The following is a 20,459-nucleotide window of genomic DNA, read 5'->3' on the forward strand; positions in this document are numbered from 1 at the left end:
GGCAAAGGGGCTGGCCCCGGATCGTATGGATCCGGCGGTCAGCCCCTTCTCTTCCCCAATGAATTATGATTCTAATCAGCTCTGCTCGATTAGTTCAATCCATTCATTGTATTCCGTTTGAAGCTTTCGATATTCATTCGACAGCTTGTCGAATTGCACTGCTATCCGGTCATGCTCCTCTTGCAGCCGCTCCACTGCAGCCTGTGCCTCATTGCGCTCGAGCTCCAGCAGTTCCATACGCTCGTCCTGCGCGCCCTGCTGCTCCGATGCAGCGGCTGCTTCAGCAATAACCTGCTCCAATTGTCTGCGAAGCGTATCCTCGGATTCCAGGCGCTGCTGCTCGGCAGCCTGCAGCTTCTCCGCCGTCTGCTTCATTTGCTCCAGCTCTAACCGTCCGGCCTGCAACCGGCCGTCCAGTTCTTTCTCCCTCGAAATCGCCGCCTCAATTTGCTGTGCGGCAATCCGTTCCCGAGCCGCGATAAACTCGAATTGCTCCGTCAGCTCGCGTTCCCGGGTTTTGTAAGATTCCAGCTCATCGAGCTGCTCAAGCTCACGGGACTCCGCATGATCGATTGAGGCCTTCAATTCCTCTAATTGGGCTTGCAGTGCTTGCAATTGCTCCGTATGTCTCAGCTGCTGTTCTTCCAGCGTGCTCTCGGTCTCACGAGTACGTGTTACGAGCTGTTTCTCAAGCTGCTGCTGCCGTGCGGCATAAAGCTCACTGGCATCAAATTCAGCTTGAAGCTCGCGTTCCAGCTCTTTATGGCGGCGTTCAAGCGAATCATATTGCTCCAACTGCTGAAGCAACTGCTCCTCAAGCGACTCTTGGAACTCCAGCTCCCTTTTCTTGCCCTGCTCTGCGAATTGCCGTTCCAGCTCTGCAACCTCGGCCTGGTGGCTGGCGGCCAGCTCCCCAGTCTGCTCTTCGAACCGCTGACGCTCAGCTTGCTGCCGTTCTTTCAACTGCTCCAATTGAGCCAACTGCTCGGCTTTCTCAAGCTCCAGCTCCTCGCGGTGATCCGACTGCTTCCGAACCTCAGCCTCGAACCGCTCTTGCAGCTCTTCAAGCTTCGCTTCATTGCTGCGTCCAAGCTCGCCCCGTTCCGACTCGAACTGACGCAAGCTTTCCTCCGCTTGTACTTTCGCTTCTGCGAGCTGCTCTTTGAGCGCGTTAAGCTCCGACTGCTGCTGTTCTTGCTGCTGGGCAGCAGACAGCTCCTGTTCCTGCTTCTCCTGCAATTGCTGTTCCAGCTGACGGACTCGTTCCGCCTTGAGAGCTGCCTGCTCCGTCAACGTTTCCACTTCGCCAAGTGCCTCTGTGAGCATGCTTTCCTGCTCAGAGCCAAGCTGCTCTTGCGATTGCAAGGATGAACGAAGTGCTTCCTCCTGCTCCATCGCCTGCATCAAATGATCATCCGCAGCCTGAATACGCTGCTCGAATGATGCCTTCTCCGCATTCCAGCTCTGCTGGAGCTCCTCCGCCAAAGCTTGCAGGCGCAACTTCTCCTCCTGCCAGCTGACTTTGCTCTGTTCAAATTCACTTTGCAGCTGCAGCCGGCTTTCCTCCAGCAGCTGCGCATGCTCCGCAGCTTTGGCTTCTGCTTCTGTTATGTATCGCTCCTCGATACGAGTGACATCGCTTTTCCACCCTTGCTCCAACTCAACCAGCTTCACAGCGGCAGTCTGCTCCGCTTCGGTCGCTTTAGCGCGAAGATCAGCCATTTCCGCTTCTTGCAGTGCAAGCAGCTCCGACAGTTCGTCTTTCTCGCGGGCCAATTGGGCTTCCGCCTCCGCTTGACGTGCCGCGAGAAGTGACTGCGCCTCTTCCTGCTGGGATAAAAGGCGCTGCTCCATCTCTGCGCGCAAAGCTGCCAGCTGCTCTTCTGCAGCCGCTCGTTGTGAAGTCCGCTCCTCTTCCAATTTCAATTGCAGAGTGAGCAGCTGCTCCTCCGCGTCATCGCGCTGCTCGATCAAACGCCGTTCCGCTTCGACTAATCGTGCGTCCGAATTGGCTTGCAAGGATGCCAGCTCCGATTGCAATTGTGCCAGACGCGTTTCCGCCTCCGCCTGCTGAATCCTCAGCAGCTCTTCCGCTGCGGCCTGCTGCTCTGCCAATTGCGCTTCTGTGTCAGCCCGCTGCTCCGCCAATTGCTGCTCGGCTTCCTCTGCACTCGCCTTCAGCCGGGCAGCTGCGCTCGCCCGCTCATCCTCAAGCTGCTTCACTGCTGCAGCTGTCTTCTCCGCAAGCAATCCGGCAGTCGCCGACCGCTCCTTCTCCAGCGCTGCCTTCGCTTCCGCCTCCTGCGTCTCAAGCAGTTCTGCAGCAGCCGACTGCTCCTCCGCCAGTGCCGCCGCTGCTCTCGCCAGCTCTTGCTCCAGCTTCTCTGCTGACTTCGCTTCCTGCTCGGCAAGCAGCTCCGCTGCGGCAGACTTCTCTTCCGCCAGTGCCGCTGCCGCTCTCGCCAGCTCTTGCTCCAGCTTCTCAGCCGACTTTGCTTCCTGCTCGGCAAGCAATTCAGCTGCAACCATCTGCTCCTCCGTCAAGGCAGCCGCCGCTTTCGCCAGTTCTTGCTCTAGCTTCTCTGCTGACTTCGCTTCCTGCTCTGCCAACAGTGCGGCTGCAGCAGACTTCTCTTCCGCTAGTGCCTCCGCCGCTTTCGCCAGCTCTTGCCCCAGCTTCTCTGCCGACTTCGCCTCATGCGCTGCCAGCGTCTCTGCTGACTTCGCTTCCTGCTCGGCAAGCAGCTCGGCAGCAGCCATCTGCTCCTCCGCCAATGCCGCTGCCGCTTTCGCCAGCTCTTGCTCCAGCTTCTCTGCCGACCTCGCTTCCTGCTCGGCAAGCAGTTCCGCAGCAGCCAACTGCTCTTCCGCCAGTGCCGCTGCTGCTCTCGCTAGCTCTTGCTCCAGTACCGCTGCCGACTTCGCCTGCTGTTCTGCGAGCAGCTCAGCCGCAGCAGACTGCTCCTTCGCCAAGACAGCAGCAGCTCTTACCTGCTCCTGCTCCAGCGCTGCGGCAGACTTCGCCTCCTGCGCTGCCAGCAGCTCAGCTGCTTTCGCCTGCTCCCGCTTCAGCGCCTCGGCGGCTTGCGCCTCCTGAACGGCAAACAGCTCCTCGGCTTCCGCTTGCTGAACAGACAGCTTGCGCGCAGCCTCCTCCAGCTTTGACGCCAGCTCTTCCGCCGCTTCTGCAACAGCAGCGGCCAGCTTCGCTTCATGCTCGGCTTCATGAGCCTCAAGGTCTGCCTTCGCTTGCTCACGCAAGGCGGCAAGCTCCTCCTGCAAGCCCGATGTCCGCTGGTTCGCATGCTCCAGCTGCTCAGCCAGAACAAGACGTTTCGCTTCGGAATCATGAAGCGTATCGTTCTCGCGGCGAAGCCGGAACACTTCCTCAGTCATTTGCACAGCCGTCAGCACGGCCAGCTTCGGCATATCCAGCCGAGGGTAGCCTATTGCCAGCTTTTTCATCGTATCGTCAATCGTACTGGCAACTCTTCTCATATATTCAATATTGGAATGGCCCTTAAGTTTATATTGGTTTCCGTATATATCAACGGTTACGACGGTTTGATCAGCATCCATCATAAAGGAATCCTCCTATAGTCTATCTCTTGATCGCTTGTCATAGATGAAAGCCAGACAGCCAGCATAGATCTGCCTGAGCTTATAGAAAAAAGCCGCATCGAAAGCTCACAAGGAACTATTTCGATGCGACTTTGGAGGTTTCCTGCCTACTTTCTCAATTCTGCGGCAAAAGATTGTTCAAGCTCCGCAACTACCTTCCCATGAAGCTCTGTAACCTCTTCATCAGTCAATGTCCGGTCAGCATGACGATATACGAGCGACAACGCGACGCTCTTCTTATCCGCTCCCAGCTTCTCGCCGGTAAATACGTCAAACACGCGAACAGACTCCAGCAGCTCACCTGCCGTTGCCCATGCCGAAGCTGTCAGATCAGCCGCCGGAACGGAACGGTCCAGTACGACTGCAATGTCCCGCTGCATAGCCGGGTAACGCGGCAGCGCTTTGTATTCGATATCGAATTGAGCCTGCTCGTAAAGCTCATCGAGCTCGATTTCGAGCACATAGGTATCAGCCAGGTCGCTCTCATGCTGAAGCGTAGGATGCAATTGTCCAACGTAGCCGATCGTTTGCGGACCTCTAGCCGTTTCCAGCAAGACTGCAGCCGTGCGGCCCGGATGGAAGTGCTCCGGTTGTGCAGCTTCATAACGTACTTTCGAAGTTAAGCCAAGCACTTGGAACAACGTCTCCAGAACGCCTTTGGCATCGTAGAAATCGACTGGCTCCAATTTGCGGTTCCATTGCGCCTCTGTCCGGCTGCCCGTCAACAAAGCTGCGAAACGGTGCTTCTCTTGCGGCAAGCGTGTCAACACTTCTTCATCGGTATGGAAGACGCTGCCGATTTCGAATACGGAGATTGAATCGTTTTTCCGGTTGCGGTTGTAGACTGCCGTCTCAAGCAGTTGAGCAACCAGCATTGTACGCAGTACGCTGCGGTCTTCGCTCATCGGCATCGCCAGCTTCACCGGCTTCTGCCCTTCGCCGGACAAGGCCGGGAATAGCGCCGTACGCTCCGGTGAAGTAAACGAATAGCTGATTACTTCATGCAGTCCTGCATCGGTCAATCTCCGGCGCAAATCGCGGCGGATTGCCTGCGGCTTTGTCAACGAACCCGGTGTTACATCGCCGTGAATCGGCGTCGTCGGGATGTTGTCGTAGCCGTGCAGACGAGCAACTTCTTCAATCAAGTCAACGTCGCGTGTAATGTCACCGCGGCGCGTAGGCACTTGAACGGTAAACTTGCCTTCATCAGACAGGCTGTAGCCGAAATTCAATCGTTCGAAAATCGTCTGAACTTCCAGCTTCGAAAGCTCCGTACCAAGATAGCCATTAATTTTAGCCAGCGTAATGTCGATTTTGGCCGGCTCAGCTTTGGCAGCTGCTGCCTCGACAATGCCTTCTGTTACCAGACCATCAGCGAGTTCAGCGATCAATGCCGCCGCACGGTCCAAGGCTGGAATGACGCGGGCAGGATCCACTTCCTTCTCGAAGCGAATGCTCGACTCTGAACGCAGCCCCAGTTGGCGTGACGTTTTACGAATTGTGCCGCCGTCGAACTTAGCCGACTCCAGCAAAATATTAACGGTGCTCTCGTTCACTTCCGAGTTCGCTCCGCCCATAACGCCCGCAAGGCCGATTGGCTTCACCCCATCGGTAATAAGCAGCATATGCGGCTCCAGACGGCGTTCCTGATCATCAAGCGTTACCAGCGTTTCGCCTTCTTTCGCGAAGCGTACTTCGATTTTCCCGCTTTGTACAGCATCCGCATCAAACGCATGAAGCGGTTGTCCATATTCCAGCATGACGAAGTTCGTTACGTCGACAACGTTGCTGATGGGACGAATGCCGGCAGCGATCAGACGGTTCTGCAGCCAAAGCGGCGAAGGACCGATCTTTACTCCCTTAATATAACGGGCGCTATAATGCGAACAGTAGTCAGGCACGCTGACTGCTACCGAAATATGGCTGTCCGTCCGCTCTGGTGTATGGTTAATCGTATTTTCCGGCAGCTTAACAGGACGTCCTGTCAGTGCGCCGATTTCGTAAGCAACGCCCAGCATGCTCAAGCAATCGGAGCGGTTTGGCGTCAGGTCAAGCTCAAGCACCTCATCATTGATGCCAAGAACATCGCTGATTGATGTCCCGATCGGGGTCGACTCCGGCAGCACAAGAATGCCTTCCTGCTGCTCCTTCGGCAGCAGCTTGTCGTTCAAGCCCAGCTCCTTCGCGGAGCAAATCATGCCCTGCGACTCCACACCGCGCAGCTTCGCGCGCTTAATGCGGAAATCACCAGGAAGTACTGCGCCGATCGTCGCTACCGGAACGCGCTGGCCTGCCTCCACGTTTTTCGCTCCGCACACGATTTGCAGTTCTTCGCCGGTGCCTACGTCCACTTTGCAAACATTCAGCTTATCCGCATCCGGATGCTTCTCGCGGGATGTCACATAGCCGACAACGACGCCGGTTACCCCTTTATCGCGGTTTTCCACGCTATCGATCTCGATGCCTCCGCGCGTCATTTTTTCCGCAAGTTCCTCCGCCGTGAAGCCGGACAGATCGACATATTCATTCAACCATTTATAGGATACTTTCATCGCTTTATCTCCCCTTCCTTCCGTTACATTTTCCCAAATTGACTTAAGAAGCGCATATCGTTCGTGTAGAAATGACGGATGTCGTCAATGCCGTATTTGAGCAATGCAATCCGTTCAACGCCCATACCGAACGCAAAACCGCTGTATTTGGCCGGATCGTAGCCGCCCATCTCCAATACGCGCGGATGTATCATGCCGCTGCCCAGTATTTCCAACCAGCCGGTGTGCTTGCACATCCGGCAGCCGCGGCCGCTGCATTGCACGCAAGTAACGTCAACCTCGGCACTTGGCTCCGTGAACGGGAAGAAGCTTGGACGAAGGCGGATTTCCGCTTGCGAACCGTACATTTGCTGTACGAATTGCAGCAGCGTGCCTTTCAAATCGCTCATCCGGATGTTTTCGCCGATTACGAGTCCTTCAATTTGATTGAACTGGAAGGAGTGAGTCGCGTCGTCATCATCTCTGCGATACACTTTGCCAGGACAAATAACTTTAACGGGTTTCCCGTTCATTTGCTGCATCGTTCTCACTTGCACCGGGGACGTATGCGTACGCATCAAGATATCGTCTGTAATATAGAACGAATCCTGCATGTCGCGGGCCGGATGGTTTTTCGGCAAATTAAGCGCCTCGAAGTTGAAATAATCGGTTTCCACCTCGGGACCTTCCGCAATCGTATAACCGAGACCTACGAAAATATCCTCGATCTCCTGTGCTACTTTGTTCAAAGGGTGAACGGATCCAGTAGGCAGCGCCTTACCTGGCAGCGTCACATCGATTGTCTCTGCGCGCAGACGATTTTCCGTCTCCGCCTGCAGGAACGCCGCTTGTTTTTCTTCAATAACAGCTTCAATCGCTGCCCGGACATCATTGCCGACTTGGCCGATGATCGGACGCTCTTCAGCGCTCAAGCCTCCCATGCCGCGAAGAATTTCGGTCAAAGCGCCTTTTTTGCCCAAATATTTCACTCGCAAATCATTCAGCAGCTGCGGGCTGTCTACCTGCTGCAGCTCTTGCAGCGCTTCGCCGCGCAAAGCTTCCAATTTCTCTTTCATCAACATTCGCCTCCATATTTACCATCTCTCGTTCGGGACAAACAAAAAAAGGCCCTTTCTCCCCGCAAGGGACGAAAGAACCGTGGTACCACCCTAATTCGGACTGCTGCCGGCGCGATACGGCCGCCTTGCTGCAATCCCTTATTCCCATAACGGCGGGAACCGGACAATCCCTACTCGAGCATATATGACATGATACATGCGGTTCAGGCGTCTGCTCCGGAGTGAATTTCATCAGTGTGTAATCGTAAAGGCGCTCTCAATCTACGGCGTCTTTTCCCTGTGCGGCAGCACTGCTTACTTATCTCCATCTCGGCTTTCAAGCATATAAATTCAATATTAAAACATTAGTCTCTATTATATGCAATTTCAGCAACGGTTGCAACTTCGAAAGCCGCCTATGAATCAATCCGCATCATCATCTCTTCCAGTAAACGAATTCTGGCAAAAGACGCCCGCAGCAGTCCCATTCCAATCTCCGGATACAGGCGGATAAGGCGCGCCATATCATCACCGGCAAGCTCCAGCACGCGAACTTCGCCAAGCAGTGACTGTGCGGATACCGATGACGGCGTACCGTCGAGAGCTGATGTCTCCCCGCATACATCGCCGGAGCCAAGTACACCGATCGTCCCTTCCCAGCCGGCAGCGGAAGTACTAGTAAGCTCAACATTGCCATCGATGATGACATACATCGCCATATTTGGCGTTCCCCGCTCCAGCAGCTTAGCATCATCCGCCCAGACCTTCTCTTTGGCAATCGTTGCGATTAATCCTAGCTCTTCCAGCGATAAATCGGTAAAGTACGGCACCTGCCGCAAAAACACCACTTTATTCAATCGTCCCATTGCCTGTTCCTGCGACATGTCCCCACCCTTTCCATGTTGGCTCGCAACAGCCATCTCCCGCCACCAGTCATCCGATTCCGCAAGCGCCTGATCCAATACATTCTGGGTGCCAGACTCCGGCAGACGATCTATCGGTCCGGCAGAATCCTCCTGCTCCAATAAAAGGAGCAGCCGCTGCGACAATCTGCGGTCTCCGACACCTTCGGCGAGCACCTCCCAGCCATTGCTGCGAATCTCCTCATCGGGATCGCCAGCCGCTTTACGGATAGCATCCACAACCTGCTCATCTGCCAGGGCGCCAAGTACCGACCATACGCCATCCATGTAAAAAATACGAACTTCATTCAGCCTCAAACCCGCAAGCTGAGCTATATCCTCTCGTTCCATGGCGGCAAATGCTGCGCCATATGCAGCGGCATCATCCAAGTGGGCGAGCCTTAATAACGCAGATTCAATAAGCCGGGAACGAATTTCATCCTCAGGAAGCAATCTGGCCAGTGCCTGAATCGCGATCGTCCATCGCTTCGGATGTGCACCTTCCAAGCTGTCCAGCAGCGGAGCAACTGCCCGATCTCCAATCTGAACGAAGTAATGGAATACCGTCCGGGTCATTTCCTGATCCATGGTCGGCAAGCCCTGAAGCAGTTCCGGCAGCAACCCCTCCTCGCCCAACTCGCCGAGGCAAGCGATGGCCGCGACACGAACGGCAGGATGCTGGTCATGTACGAGCTTTTTAACTTCAGGAATGAAATCCTTCAGCTTCAGCTCCGCGACTACCCGGCAAATATAGATAGAGGCTTGTCCGCCTTCCTGCAAAATACGGTGAATCACTTCAGAGCACGCCTCAAAGCTGGGCGCATTATTGAAGGAATACATCGCCTTGACCGCTTCCGCTACTACAGCGGGATGACGGTCGAGCAGCTTTTGCCGTAAAAAATAAAAAGCCTGATGTTCCATATGCTTCATCCGGCCGATCTGCCGAACACCCTCCGCACGCAGCTCATCATCAGGGTCCTCCAGAAAAGCCGCGATTTTCACCATAGCTGTTAAATCAGCCTGCTCCAAGTTCATCGCACGTACTGCCGACACCCGAATCCGGGGACTCGGGTCTTCAATCAGTTTCAATAACTCGGGCAGATCTCTCGGATTTTGCAGGCGTGCTATGATTTGAAGAGCGATTTCCTTGGCCGGATCATTCTCTTCCTTCAGCATGCCGCTTATTCTCGCCATAGCAGCCGGATTGCGAACCAGCTCCTCAAATTGTTCCGTCAGATCAAGCTCACCGGCCGACTGTACGCTGCTTACCAGCTCGCGCATATAATATTTTCTTCCGATCCAGGCCAGTCCGAGCAAAAGCACGGAACCGCATAAGCCGACAAGCGATAGCAGCGTCCATGACATTCCCAGTCCAGAATGAAGAAATTGCAGAGCAGCGCCCGCCATAATACCGACTGATGCCGCAATGCCTTGAGCCGCATAGCGGTAGCTGTCCCGCTGAGCAAGCGGGAAGGTTTTGAAGAAGATCTGATAAGACGGCTCTGCCGAATAATAGAGCAATAAATAGAGCAGCATATAGCCCGCAGAAATGATAGGCAGTGCGGCAGACGAGCCAATTAGCATAACGGCAGCGGCAAATGATAGAACGTAAATGGCGGATATTGCCGTCAGCATTTGGCTTGCACCCAGCTTTGCCATCAGTTTGCCCGATACGGTCTGCAGCAGGAAGGCGAGTATGAACAGCACCATTGTGATCATCCCGAAGTAACGGCTGAACTCTTGTTCACTAGGATAAGAGATTCTCGTTACATTCAAGAACTGATATTCCATTAGAAAGTACAGTGCCGGCATAAAGGTCATCAGTAAAATAACCGTAAGCAAAAACGGCGACCGGAGCGCATCACGAAACACTGCTCCCGTCGTAAGGACAGGAGCCTCTTCACGGGAAGCTTCCGCTTTTAACGATAGCGGCACCAGATATTTTCCAATTACCTGATTATAATTACGCCATGCAAGCAGAAGAAGAACAGCTCCGGCTGCATAGATCGTCTCTGGACCAAAGCCGATGCTGATCGCTTGGGCTAGTAAGCCGGCCGCTACGCCGCCAAGCGTTGCTGCCCCGACAAATATCGGCATTAGCCGTTTGGCCTGCTGCGTCTGGCATGTATCAACAGCAAGGCTCCACAATAGAATCGTCTGCTGCCTGACGACAAAGTTAGAGAAGATGAACAGCACAGGGTAGTACCATAACAGCTCCACACCGGCAAGCTTCAGTGTCAGCAGCACCAGCGCATTGAACGCCACAATCCCCAGCATCATGCCATACATGACCCGCATCAGCTGCGGCTTTGGCAGTCTTCCCGCAAGCCAGGACAACAGCCAAGCTTCAAGCGGTAAAATGACCGCTTCCGCCGCATAAACGTAAGGCAAATACTCGCTTCCGAGCCGTTGGTTGAACAGCGTCATAAAGCCGTTGTAATTGAGCATTTCGGCTATACCGCATATAAAAAAAACAGGTGCCATCAAGATCAGCTTGCGCTGATCTTCGGCACGGGCGCCTATCGCGCCTATCATTCGTTCCATATTCATTAGGCTATCCATCCGTTTCGCACACTCATTAAGCCCGTATCAGCGGCTGAACGGCTAAGCGCTGTATAGTAGTTTCCGATAATAGATTAGCCGGTCCTCACCGTCAAAATAATAATCCGGACAGCGGCCTACCAGGCTGAAGCCGTTTCGTTCAAACAGTCTTCTTATTGGCAAGTATTCCGGCAGGTCGCAAGTATAGGTGATGATATAGCGTGAGTGAACGAGCAGCAGATAAGCGAACATTTCGGCTATCAGTGCTGAAGCTACACCTGTTTTGCGATATTCTCGGTGTACAACTATGTAGTCCCAGCTAAAGCCTCCCGTTTGCTGCTCGTTCTCCGCTATACTATTGATCGCAATAATTTGTCCCGCTTCATCAACGGCGTACCAAAGCACAATTTCTTCGGCGATAGCACGATAAGGAAGCTGTTGGAAATGGGATAATTCTCCTGGCGTATAGCGAGTGTCGTCAAACGATTGATCTGACAGCAGAAAATGAATAATCCGCTCCGCATCCTCTGCCTTTTCCAGCTTATCAATCCGAAATTGCTCTACCAGCATAATCCCCGCTCCTTCACAGCATTCCAGAAGATACGATTACATTCGTCTTATACGGCAAGCGTGCCATTCCAGCCCTCCGTCGAGCCTTTCTGGTAATATTCGTCGCAAAGATAGAAATACAGCTTGGCCGCCTTATCGGACCGATTCTGTTTAATCACTTCAATAAAGGTCTCGCGTGCGTCCAAAAACCGCCCTTCCTGACAGAGCAATATGCCTTTCTCGAATAGCGGCTTTGTACGGTCTTTCAATAGCCGGATCGCATCCGGGTCACCTTCATAAACGTCTATCAGCTCAATTGGCTCGTCCTTGCCGTCAATCCGGATGCGGCCAAGTGAACGATGCCGGAAGCGCTCTGGCGACCGCAGCTGCTCGAAGAACGTTCTAGTCGCTAGAATCGGCGTACCCATCGTATCGGATATCTTTTCAAGCGTTGCGGTCATATTGACGTCATCGGAAATGATATTGCCTTCCATCCGCTGCTCTTCTCCGACGATGCCCAGCATCAGCGGCCCCTTATGCAGCGCCATGCCCAGATCAACGGCCTTGTAGCCGGATTGGCGCAGCTGTTCGTTATAGGCGGCGAGATCCCGGCGGATGGCAACGGCTGCACGCAAGGCATCGTCCGAATGGGCTGGGAACAGCGCCATAAAGCCCGCTCCCAAATATTTGCTGATCAGCCCTTCCTCCTTGCGGACGAACGGGCTGAACCGTTTCAGGAAGGCGTTCATGAAGTCAAAATTTTGCTTCGGCGACAGCTGTTTGGACAACTCGTGGAATGAGCGGATATTCGCAACCATGACGGTCATGTTCTGTTGAACCTGATCGCCAAGGTGAATGTCGAGTATCCCTTTTTTGCCCAAATATTTGAAAAACTGCTGCGGGACAAACCGGTGCGATGCTTCGCTGAACGAAGTTACGTCTTTTATATAATTTCGGATATGCTTGGCCATCAGGTTGAATTGTTCACCCAGATCGCCTACCTCGTCTTTGGACCGGATATGCACCTCGACGTTCCAATTGCCGTTAGCCATATCCATAACGCTTCTGCGCAGCTTGCGCAGCGACGAGAGCATAAAGTAGGTAGTGCCGGTCACAAACGCAATAAGCACCAAGCTGATAATTCCGATATTGATGACGATGCTTGAATAAATGGTCTGATTGGATTGATAGAGCACATTCAGATCACGGCCTGTCTCGTAAATGCCCACAACTTTTCCCGATGAATCATAGATGGGACCAATTGCATACAGCCACTTGCCAGTGGCGTCCTCCCATTTCCCGGTCAGCACCTCGCCTTTATCAATCACCCGCTTATTGTCCTCGCTTACCGGAAAAGGCTTATACATATTGACGCCGTCGTCGTCGTCCATCATGATGAAGAGCCCGCCGTTCTCGTACTTATAGAGCGTGCTGTACAGCCCTTTCCGGTTAGCATCATCCTCGCTCTCGAACAGAAAGTTCATTTTATCGTAAATGGCGGTGTAATTCGGGCTTCTGTAATCTCTCGGAGAAGTAAGCTTGTTCAGTTGATCGCCATTAATGATGTTTTGTCCGTTGCGTGCAAGAAGGGACAGCTGACGCTGCATTTCCTCCTCCATCCGTCCGGAAAAGCTGCTATAGACGAAGTTGCATAACAGAACCATCGAGATCGTAACAATCGGAACCAGCATAACGACTTGTTTGACGAACAGCGAAATTCTGCGGTTTAACAAATGAACATAAACGAGCCTCAGCATCGCAATGACAACAGCCAGCAGAGCCGCTGCAGCGAGCCAGGCCAGCCAGCCCAGCAGCACCGTTTCCCGGTCATAGGAGACGTCAATAATAGCAGAGCTGCCCGCTTCCTTCATGCTCAAATTCAATACGCGGTCATCCAGCGCAATATGGAGCTTTCCGCCCGAGCCAACCGAAAAATCCATTATTTCGATACTCTCTGCACCCGCCGCCTTGCTTTGCAGCATCTTTTCGTTGAGATCGACACGCAATCCGCTGGAATCGTCAGCCTTCATACTCGTGACAGAGTTGACAAGCCTGTCGATAAAATACAGTCTGCCGTCGGGGTGCAATTGCAGCGCTTCCGGGAAGTTGGTTCGTGTCCGGTTCATCCCTTCCAGCGGGTAGGCTATCGTGCTGGCGCCATCTGCTCCCACCCGGAAAATCGCACCGCGTTTCGTCGCATAGAAGATTCTTCCGGGTTCGTACCCTACTATCTCTGAAAGGTACCGGTCATTCGGCACTTTAAACCGGAACGCTTCTACAGGTTGGCCGCCGCTCTCCATCAGGCTTAAGCGATTCAGCACAATTTCTTGCTCTTTGTCAAAATAGAAATAGAGCGATTGATCCTGAAGCTGAAATCCTTGAATCTGTCCGACCCTTTTATTCGTGCCGTCGCCCTTCAAGGTGTAAAGAATCTGGCCCTCCTTGCTCTCCGGAGCGTAGCGGACAATTCTTTCCTCTTGGACGTACAGTCCATACTTGTCCAAGACAGTGTCCAGCGCATAGATCGTCCCGTCCGGTGCAGCGGCAACATCTGTGAAATCATGCCTGCCGCCGTCATTGGGGTGCTGCCGGATCCGTTCCTCCAGCATGCCGTTTTCATCCATGCGAATGATTTCCTGGCGGGAGTCGCCAATGGTCACCAGTCCGCCTTCCGGGCCAGGAGCCAGCCGGGATAAATACGTAAGCGCCTTCTCATTATCCGTGGGCAGCGACAGCAGCCGATTCGCATTCGGATAAAGCCATACTCCCAGACCTATGGCAACGACAAGCAGCAATGCTATAACCCACGTTGACTTTCTCATGGACACCATCACTTTCATTTTCCCTATTTGCTTTTACCGAACTATCAATTAATTCCATAGTACTACATGTATCGTGATTTGGCATCAATTTCCTTGTTTTTTCGCGATAGAATAGGGTCGAATTAATCAGGTTTTTGTTGAAGCGCTTCCTCCCATATAGTAGTATGAATAGTAGAAGAAAATGGTAGAAGCAGGCTTGTTGCCGCTTCGCACGGAAAGGGTTAACTATGGGTCAACTAGTATGCGGCGGAGCCTCTCTGCAATGTTCGTTTGGCGCTGCTCCCGGCACTTTGAACGTTCTTCCTGCCAATCGCGTCATGACTTCTATGCCGATTGCCAACATTATGGACAACAAACCGATGGTCAACATTCTCCCATTCGGAATGTGCACCTCCATGGCCAATCCTATGGTGGCTGCCGCGACAGCTGCGGCTTTGGGCGCGCTGACTCCTCAGCCATGCGTACCCGTGACATCAGCGCCTTGGGTGCCGGGCACGCCGACGGTTCTTGTCGCCAATATGCCCGCTCTTAACAATACCTCCAAATGCATGTGCAACTGGGGCGGCGTCATACAAATCGTTAATCCTGGCCAAGTTACGATACAGGTGCCCTAAATGGTAGAACAACTGCTAAAGCCGATATTCAAGCCGATCAAACGGATGATCATCACCCCTCTAAAGCGTGCCAAAACACTGCCCAAGAGACTGCTGGGGTGGCTGCGGAGATTTCTGGTTACCGCCTTGTTCGGACCGCTTCGCTCTCTGGACAATTATTTAAAGCTCGGCAGCTATTACATTGCAAAAAAAATGGTGGCGCTTATCATCGTTATCGCGCTCATTGTAACGTACTTCGGATTCATTAATCCTCCTGCATTCATTAACAAATGGTTTGGCCGAACGCCTGAATTGTCGGCGTCTGCCGCGGCAGCCAAAGGCTTTACCGGCACAGCCGCCGTCAAGGATGCCGACGGGAACGTTATTTTTGACGGGCAATTGGTTAATGGCCTGTACGAAGGCGCTGGCAAGCTCTTTTATCCGGACGGAAAGCTGCTGTATCAAGGGGATTTCTCGAAAGGATTGAGAGCCGGCTCAGGTGAGCATTACGATGAGAACGGCAAGCTGCTGTACCGCGGTGAATTTGCTGCTGATCAATATGCAGGTGCAGGGACGCTGTTTGATCCGGATGGGAAGCCGAAATATGTAGGCCAGTTCGCCTACGGCCTGTACGAAGGCGCAGGAACGGAATACCGGCAGGATGGAACCATCGTTTATGCCGGAGCATTCGTGAAAGGTCAGCGGACTGGCGAAGGCAAGCTCTACAACGACAGCAGCGGCCTTATCTATGAAGGCACGTTCAGCGAAGGCCGCTATGCGGGGACTGGCAAGCTTTACGGAGAAAGCGGGAAGCTGCTGTACGAGGGCGTGTTCCAGGACGGCAAGCTAAACGGAGCGGGTAAGCAATATTTCGCTTCCGGTATTGTCCAGTACGAAGGCGCGTTTTTGCAAGGTCAGTATCATGGGGCCGGCAGCTTATTTAACGAAATCGGCAGCCTTGTCTACACGGGCGCATTCAGTGCCGGACAAATGAATGGCGATGGACAAGCCTTTGGAGTTAATGGCGCACCCGTCTATGCCGGTAAATTTGTTAACGGCAAATACGAAGGCGTCGGAGTTCTGTTCGACGCGGATGGCGTCACTCTTTATAAGGGCTTTTTCAAGGGCGGTTCTTCCTTTGTAGAAGGCTTCATCAACTTGCCGCTCGCCAAGCTGCAAGAAATGCTAGGCGCACCGGATGCGCCTGTTGTTCCAGAGTCGCCAGCCCCTAGACGGGGGCCAGCGAGGAAGCTGGCGGCGGCGCTGATGAAAACCGGCTCGGGAGCGGGCGTCGAGGACGGTGCCTCGGGCAGCGGGGATAGTGCTGCTGCTGACGGCAGTGGCGCTGACGGCGGTGGCGCAGCAGCGGCCGATGGTAACACGGCCGCGAGCGACGGTGCGAGCGGCAACGGCGCTGGCGGCAGCAGCTCGATTGCTAACGGCAATGGCGCTAGCGGCAGTAACAGCTCGAATGCTAGCGGCAACGGTACTGGTGACAGCAATAGCTCGAATGCTAGCGGCAATGGCGCTAGCGGGAGCAACAGCTCGAATGCTAGCGGCAGCAACAGCTCGAATACTAGTGGCAATGGCGCTAGCGGCAGTAACAACTCGAATGCTAGCGGCAGCAACAGCTCGAATGCTAGCGGCAACGGCGCTAGCGGGAGCAACAGCTCGAATACTAGCGGCAACGGCGCTAGCGGGAGCAACAGCTCGAATGCTGGTGGCAATAACGGTGCGGCTGCAGGTTCTAACAGCTCCGGTAGCGGTTCTACCGTAGCTTCGGGAAGCGAAGTATCCGGTGAGGAGCTTGGACTTGAAGGTCTTCCACCCAAGCCATTAAATTTAACTTACGCCAGCAGCCAGCTATCATTCACGCTTGAAGCAGATCCGGATAATCCGGAGGCGTACTATGTGAGCGAATTAAATACATGGAACAGTACCATCATCCAGCAGACGCTTCAACGGCTGCAAACAGCCAAGGCAGCCTCCATTACCGAGAAGCTGGATAACGGCAAGTCCAATATCATATACAAATCGGGCAACGCTCTCCTGACTTTCACCTACAGCAACAAAAACCAGTTCGGCTCAATATCAGCTATATCACACCGAAATAGCAATATAGCAAACCAACTCCCGCTATCGTTTCATACGGGAGTTGGTTTGCTTTTATTTAGTTACTTAACTCTTCCCCAGCGATTCCATCATACCCTCAACTATTATCATTCCCCTTACCTCCCAGTTACCATTTCTACTAATCTATCTACCGCTACCATTACCATTACCATTACCATTAGCATCACCGTCATCATTACTTCTAACCACTTACTACGATTAGCATCGCCTTCACTTATCACAATATATCTTCAGACCTGCCCCATCGTCACATTTACTGTTACCAGCCATTATAAGCTCCACCGTAGCCAACATTAATTTACTTTTAATATAGTTACCATCGATCACCCTCCATCTTTTTGCCGTAAAAGTAATATGCAGTTCCCTTAAACAAAGGCCACACCGTTCACCACATTGGATTTTTCCAATGTAGAGTCTATTTCCACACCGTTTCGCTTACCTACGTTGGATTTTTCCAACGTAGGGTGCCTTTTCGCACCATTTCTCTCGCCTACGTTGGATTTTTCCAATGTAGAGTGCCTTTTTGCACCGTTTCTCTCTTCTACGTTGGATTTTTCCAACGTAGGGTGCCTTTTCGTACCGTTTCTCTCTTCTACGTTGGATTTTTCCAACGTAGGGTGCTTTTCCGTACCATTACTCTCGCCTACGTTGGAAATTTCCAACGTGAGTGTACCGTTTGTAAAATCGACTATCGCTACCGCAACACTATCGCAGCAACAACAGCTCCAGCGCTCCCGGCACTACCTCGTAGCTCCGAATCTGCTTACCTTTGGATACCGGCTTAAGCAATCCCTTTACCACCATCGCCTGTAGATGTTTACGGGCCGTACGAAAATCAACGCCAATACACTCCCGCGCTTCCTTCGGACTGATCGCCCCTCCGAGCCTCCAAGCTGCCTGCAGCAACTCTCTTTCAATACGAATCGATGAAACCGATGCTCCCGCCGCAACACTTTCTTTATGAAAGAAAGCAGGACCAATTGCATGCTGCAGCAGCATCCGGCATACTTCTGGACGTTTCTGCACATCATCGAATGAGAAATGCAGCATCCTCCACCCCAATCCGGTAAGGAAAGCATCCCTGTTCAACGAATAGCTGAATCGCTCTCGATCCATATCTTTGATGTGGCTTTGATAACCATCGCATTCCAGCCCAAATTGGCCAAAAGGTGTTATGTACGCAAAATCAAGAAACTGCGATTTCCGGTTCCAGTCCAGCACCTCATACTCGGGATGAAGGTTCTCAAAGCTTCCGAATACCGGCCACCACACGTTTTGCAACAGCAGCTTCTCGGCATATTGATGACCTCTCACAAGCCTCCCCTTCCGCTCTCCTTGCCTGCGATTCGTGTGCTCCAACAGAAAAGTCTCATGTGCCTGTTCAAACGATGCTGATACGGATACCTTTGCCGTTTCCCGTTTCAAACTCCGATTTCCACCCTTCATCTATGAAAACCTCACTTTCATTAATATTCTACTAACCAATCGTCGATTTCTATCATGCGCGCGCCTCCCAGCACACGGTGCCATCGCGGTACGCGGTACTCTTTCAAACGTTGACGGTGCAACGTCTCATAAAACGGAGAGCTTAAAAGCAGGGTCTTCAAACGAAACTTGCTTAAAAAGACCCGAACAGCTTGTAACCTTTCAACATTCAAAAATAAAAAAACGCCTCCCTGCCATCTGGCAAGAAGACGTTCTTCGTCTACACATCAATTTCACTATATAAACAATACAGATGAACTGCATATCAAACACATTGGAATTCTCAAGCGGCACTCACTCCCAACGAAAGAGCTGAGAACGATTGATATTCTTGTACCTTTAGTTTCTGTAATAAGCCTAAGAGGCGAGTGCTTGTGCTATCCAGTTACCTTGCTTCTGTAATAAGCCTAAGAGGCTAATACTAATGCTATCCTGTTGCCTCACTTCTATAAAAGCTCAAGAGACGGAAGCTAATGATATCCCGCTACGCTTAGCTTCAGTAGAAGCTCAAACCTAGATACAACCTCTTACGACCAAGAGCCTTTCCCCAAAAAGCTACTCCCGGCCGGCAGCCGCTTGCGCGATTGCCTCGGCCAGCCTGCTGTCAATAGCCGGCGCAGCACCGGAAAGGCTTTTGAATGCCCACCAGCGAACCGCAATCACAGAAGCGGTCGACTCTGTTTCGCCCTGCAGCTTCATGCCAATACGGAAGGTTCCCTTTTCCGGGTAAACGATTGTGCCAAGCGAAACGTTCGGAATATCCGGCTCGTATTCGGTCCCTTTAAATACATCGCTTTGTCCGTAATAGACGCGTTTGCCCGATCCGCTGCGTTCAGCGGCAAGGGATGATTCATTTTCCTCCAGCCCGACAACAACCGTTACCTGGCCATCGCCCAACCCGTGACTAATCTCATCGGAGATAAAGTTTTTCTTCCCGCGGGAGAAAAAGAAGCCTCCGGTTTTGCCGATTGACTCCAGCGCCACTTCCATCGTGCCGGTTGCGATCTCGTCATAAAGCGGCTGCGGACGAGGAATGCCAAGCTTAAAGTCAAACGCATTACGGTCCGGATGATAAGTAACATCCAGCGCCGGCTTCGCATCATACTCCAAATCATGAGCCTCCGCGCTAGCAAAAAACTTATGCAAGGCAGCACCCCGCGACGACTGGCCCAATCGCTGCAGCAGCGAGCCGTTCTCGATATACTCTCCGAATGGTACCCGGTCGACTTTCTCGATCATATACGTCGGTCCCATCTGGAGGAGACTGATTTTCGCCAAGCAAATGCTTTGATCCGCTGAGCCCTCTACCGCCTGCTCCAGACTCCGTTCATGCCAGTCCTTCAAAATCCGTTCCGCCACCGGCTCCTTGACAACGTCAATGGAATGCGACGCATTCGCGTCAATGGGTATGATCTCATCGCCGATCGTCAGCTTTGCCTTTTGGCTCGGTATACGCAGCAGCGCGGCAACGCCGGTTTCCTCCGGCGCTTTCACATTATAGATGAGCACAAATTCCGTCTCGTTGGCGTCTCCGGCTTCTGTAAAAGAAACCTTATTGCCTTCCGGTCCAAGCGGAATGAACCCCTTAGCTTCATATTCAAAGTCAAAGGCAATTCTCGGCGTTTGCAGCGTTTTCTCCACAACCAGCCGCACTTCCGCCACTTCACCCGCATTGACATACTTCGGCATCCGCTGCGTAATACGGACGTTCTCGTCCTGATAGACGGTCGCTACATTTTCCATCAAACGGACAAATTCAAAGGAGGATGGTGCCGGAGCTTCCTCTACGATCGACAGCCGATATGATTCCAGAACCCGGTTGTATTCGCTCACTTCGTCCGAACGGACTGCCGAGTTGCCGACAGAATGAACCGGCTCTTTCCCCTTCTCATCGTAATTGACGCAAAGGTAGACATTCTTCTTGTATTCATTATTCGTAAACCCTTCAATCATCGAAAGCTTCAGCGTAACTGGAGCTGGAATGACAACCTCACGGCCGATATAATCGATCGCCACGCCCATCTCAACGGAAATGGTTTTGTCGTCTACCGGTACGACCTGCATTCCTGATACGACGCCGCTCCCATACAGCAGGCGATTAAGCAGCCTTCTTTTGTCATTAACATATTTCTGCTCCGACTCAAAATCGCGCACTGTCAGCAGCTTGCCATAGAAGTACCGGTTTCGCTCAAACGGATATAACCTCGATTTCTTCACTACCGCC

10 protein-coding genes are annotated in these 20,459 nt (G+C 52.8%); 2 read left to right on the plus strand and 8 right to left on the minus strand.

Annotated elements, in window-relative coordinates; all coding sequences use genetic code 11:
- Nucleotides 1-75: 75 nt before the first annotated feature.
- The 6 genes from TY10_RS12555 to TY10_RS28860 form a co-directional block, all read right to left on the minus strand.
- The gene (locus TY10_RS12555; RefSeq protein ID WP_042163886.1) at nucleotides 76-3,582 is read right to left on the minus strand and encodes a hypothetical protein; all 3,507 of its coding nucleotides are present in this window, start codon (nucleotides 3,580-3,582) and stop codon (nucleotides 76-78) included.
- Nucleotides 3,583-3,728: 146 nt separating this feature from the next.
- Nucleotides 3,729-6,173 (minus strand): phenylalanine--tRNA ligase subunit beta, encoded by a 2,445-nt coding sequence (gene pheT / locus TY10_RS12560; protein ID WP_042163887.1) that lies wholly within the window; start codon nucleotides 6,171-6,173, stop codon nucleotides 3,729-3,731.
- A gap of 23 nt (nucleotides 6,174-6,196) precedes the next feature.
- Nucleotides 6,197-7,228, minus strand: a complete 1,032-nt coding sequence (gene pheS, locus TY10_RS12565) for a phenylalanine--tRNA ligase subunit alpha (RefSeq protein WP_042163888.1) — start codon at nucleotides 7,226-7,228, stop codon at nucleotides 6,197-6,199.
- A gap of 398 nt (nucleotides 7,229-7,626) precedes the next feature.
- The gene (locus TY10_RS12570; RefSeq protein ID WP_042163891.1) at nucleotides 7,627-10,662 is read right to left on the minus strand and encodes a HEAT repeat domain-containing protein; all 3,036 of its coding nucleotides are present in this window, start codon (nucleotides 10,660-10,662) and stop codon (nucleotides 7,627-7,629) included.
- A gap of 54 nt (nucleotides 10,663-10,716) precedes the next feature.
- Entirely contained in the window at nucleotides 10,717-11,223 is a 507-nt protein-coding gene (locus tag TY10_RS12575; protein WP_042163893.1) for a GNAT family N-acetyltransferase, read from the minus strand.
- 47 nt (nucleotides 11,224-11,270) lie between these two features.
- A complete protein-coding gene (locus tag TY10_RS28860) occupies nucleotides 11,271-14,024 on the minus strand; it encodes an adenylate/guanylate cyclase domain-containing protein (protein ID WP_162160608.1) in 2,754 nt (917 codons plus the stop codon).
- Between the two features lie 227 nt (nucleotides 14,025-14,251).
- Here TY10_RS28860 and TY10_RS12585 point away from each other — a divergent pair, with 227 nt between their 5' ends.
- On the plus strand, nucleotides 14,252-14,638 hold the full coding sequence (locus tag TY10_RS12585) for a DUF4280 domain-containing protein (protein ID WP_042163894.1): 387 nt from the start codon (nucleotides 14,252-14,254) through the stop codon (nucleotides 14,636-14,638).
- The gene (locus TY10_RS28865; RefSeq protein ID WP_052350525.1) at nucleotides 14,639-17,047 is read left to right on the plus strand and encodes an MORN repeat-containing protein; all 2,409 of its coding nucleotides are present in this window, start codon (nucleotides 14,639-14,641) and stop codon (nucleotides 17,045-17,047) included. It abuts the gene before it with no gap.
- Nucleotides 17,048-17,455: 408 nt separating this feature from the next.
- On the opposite strand, the gene TY10_RS12600 is transcribed toward TY10_RS28865, so the two are convergent.
- Both TY10_RS12600 and TY10_RS12605 read right to left on the minus strand, forming a co-directional pair.
- On the minus strand, nucleotides 17,456-18,196 hold the full coding sequence (locus tag TY10_RS12600; protein WP_042163898.1) for a PDDEXK family nuclease: 741 nt from the start codon (nucleotides 18,194-18,196) through the stop codon (nucleotides 17,456-17,458).
- Between the two features lie 594 nt (nucleotides 18,197-18,790).
- Nucleotides 18,791-20,452, minus strand: coding sequence for a hypothetical protein (locus TY10_RS12605; RefSeq protein ID WP_052350526.1), 1,662 nt, complete (start codon nucleotides 20,450-20,452; stop codon nucleotides 18,791-18,793).
- Nucleotides 20,453-20,459: the final 7 nt, after the last annotated feature.

The organism is Paenibacillus gorillae, from assembly GCF_000513275.1.
GTDB lineage: Bacteria > Bacillota > Bacilli > Paenibacillales > Paenibacillaceae > Pristimantibacillus > Pristimantibacillus gorillae.

What these genes read in the sequence shown, in the direction of transcription:
- TY10_RS12555 (WP_042163886.1), bottom strand. Translation starts at nt 3,582, where the DNA reads ATGATGGATGCTGATCAAACCGTCGTAACCGTTGATATATACGGAAAC.
- pheT (WP_042163887.1), bottom strand. Translation starts at nt 6,173, where the DNA reads ATGAAAGTATCCTATAAATGGTTGAATGAATATGTCGATCTGTCCGGC.
- pheS (WP_042163888.1), bottom strand. Translation starts at nt 7,228, where the DNA reads ATGAAAGAGAAATTGGAAGCTTTGCGCGGCGAAGCGCTGCAAGAGCTG.
- TY10_RS12570 (WP_042163891.1), bottom strand. Translation starts at nt 10,662, where the DNA reads ATGAATATGGAACGAATGATAGGCGCGATAGGCGCCCGTGCCGAAGAT.
- TY10_RS12575 (WP_042163893.1), bottom strand. Translation starts at nt 11,223, where the DNA reads ATGCTGGTAGAGCAATTTCGGATTGATAAGCTGGAAAAGGCAGAGGAT.
- TY10_RS28860 (WP_162160608.1), bottom strand. Translation starts at nt 14,024, where the DNA reads ATGAGAAAGTCAACGTGGGTTATAGCATTGCTGCTTGTCGTTGCCATA.
- TY10_RS12585 (WP_042163894.1), top strand. Translation starts at nt 14,252, where the DNA reads ATGGGTCAACTAGTATGCGGCGGAGCCTCTCTGCAATGTTCGTTTGGC.
- TY10_RS28865 (WP_052350525.1), top strand. Translation starts at nt 14,639, where the DNA reads ATGGTAGAACAACTGCTAAAGCCGATATTCAAGCCGATCAAACGGATG.
- TY10_RS12600 (WP_042163898.1), bottom strand. Translation starts at nt 18,196, where the DNA reads ATGAAGGGTGGAAATCGGAGTTTGAAACGGGAAACGGCAAAGGTATCC.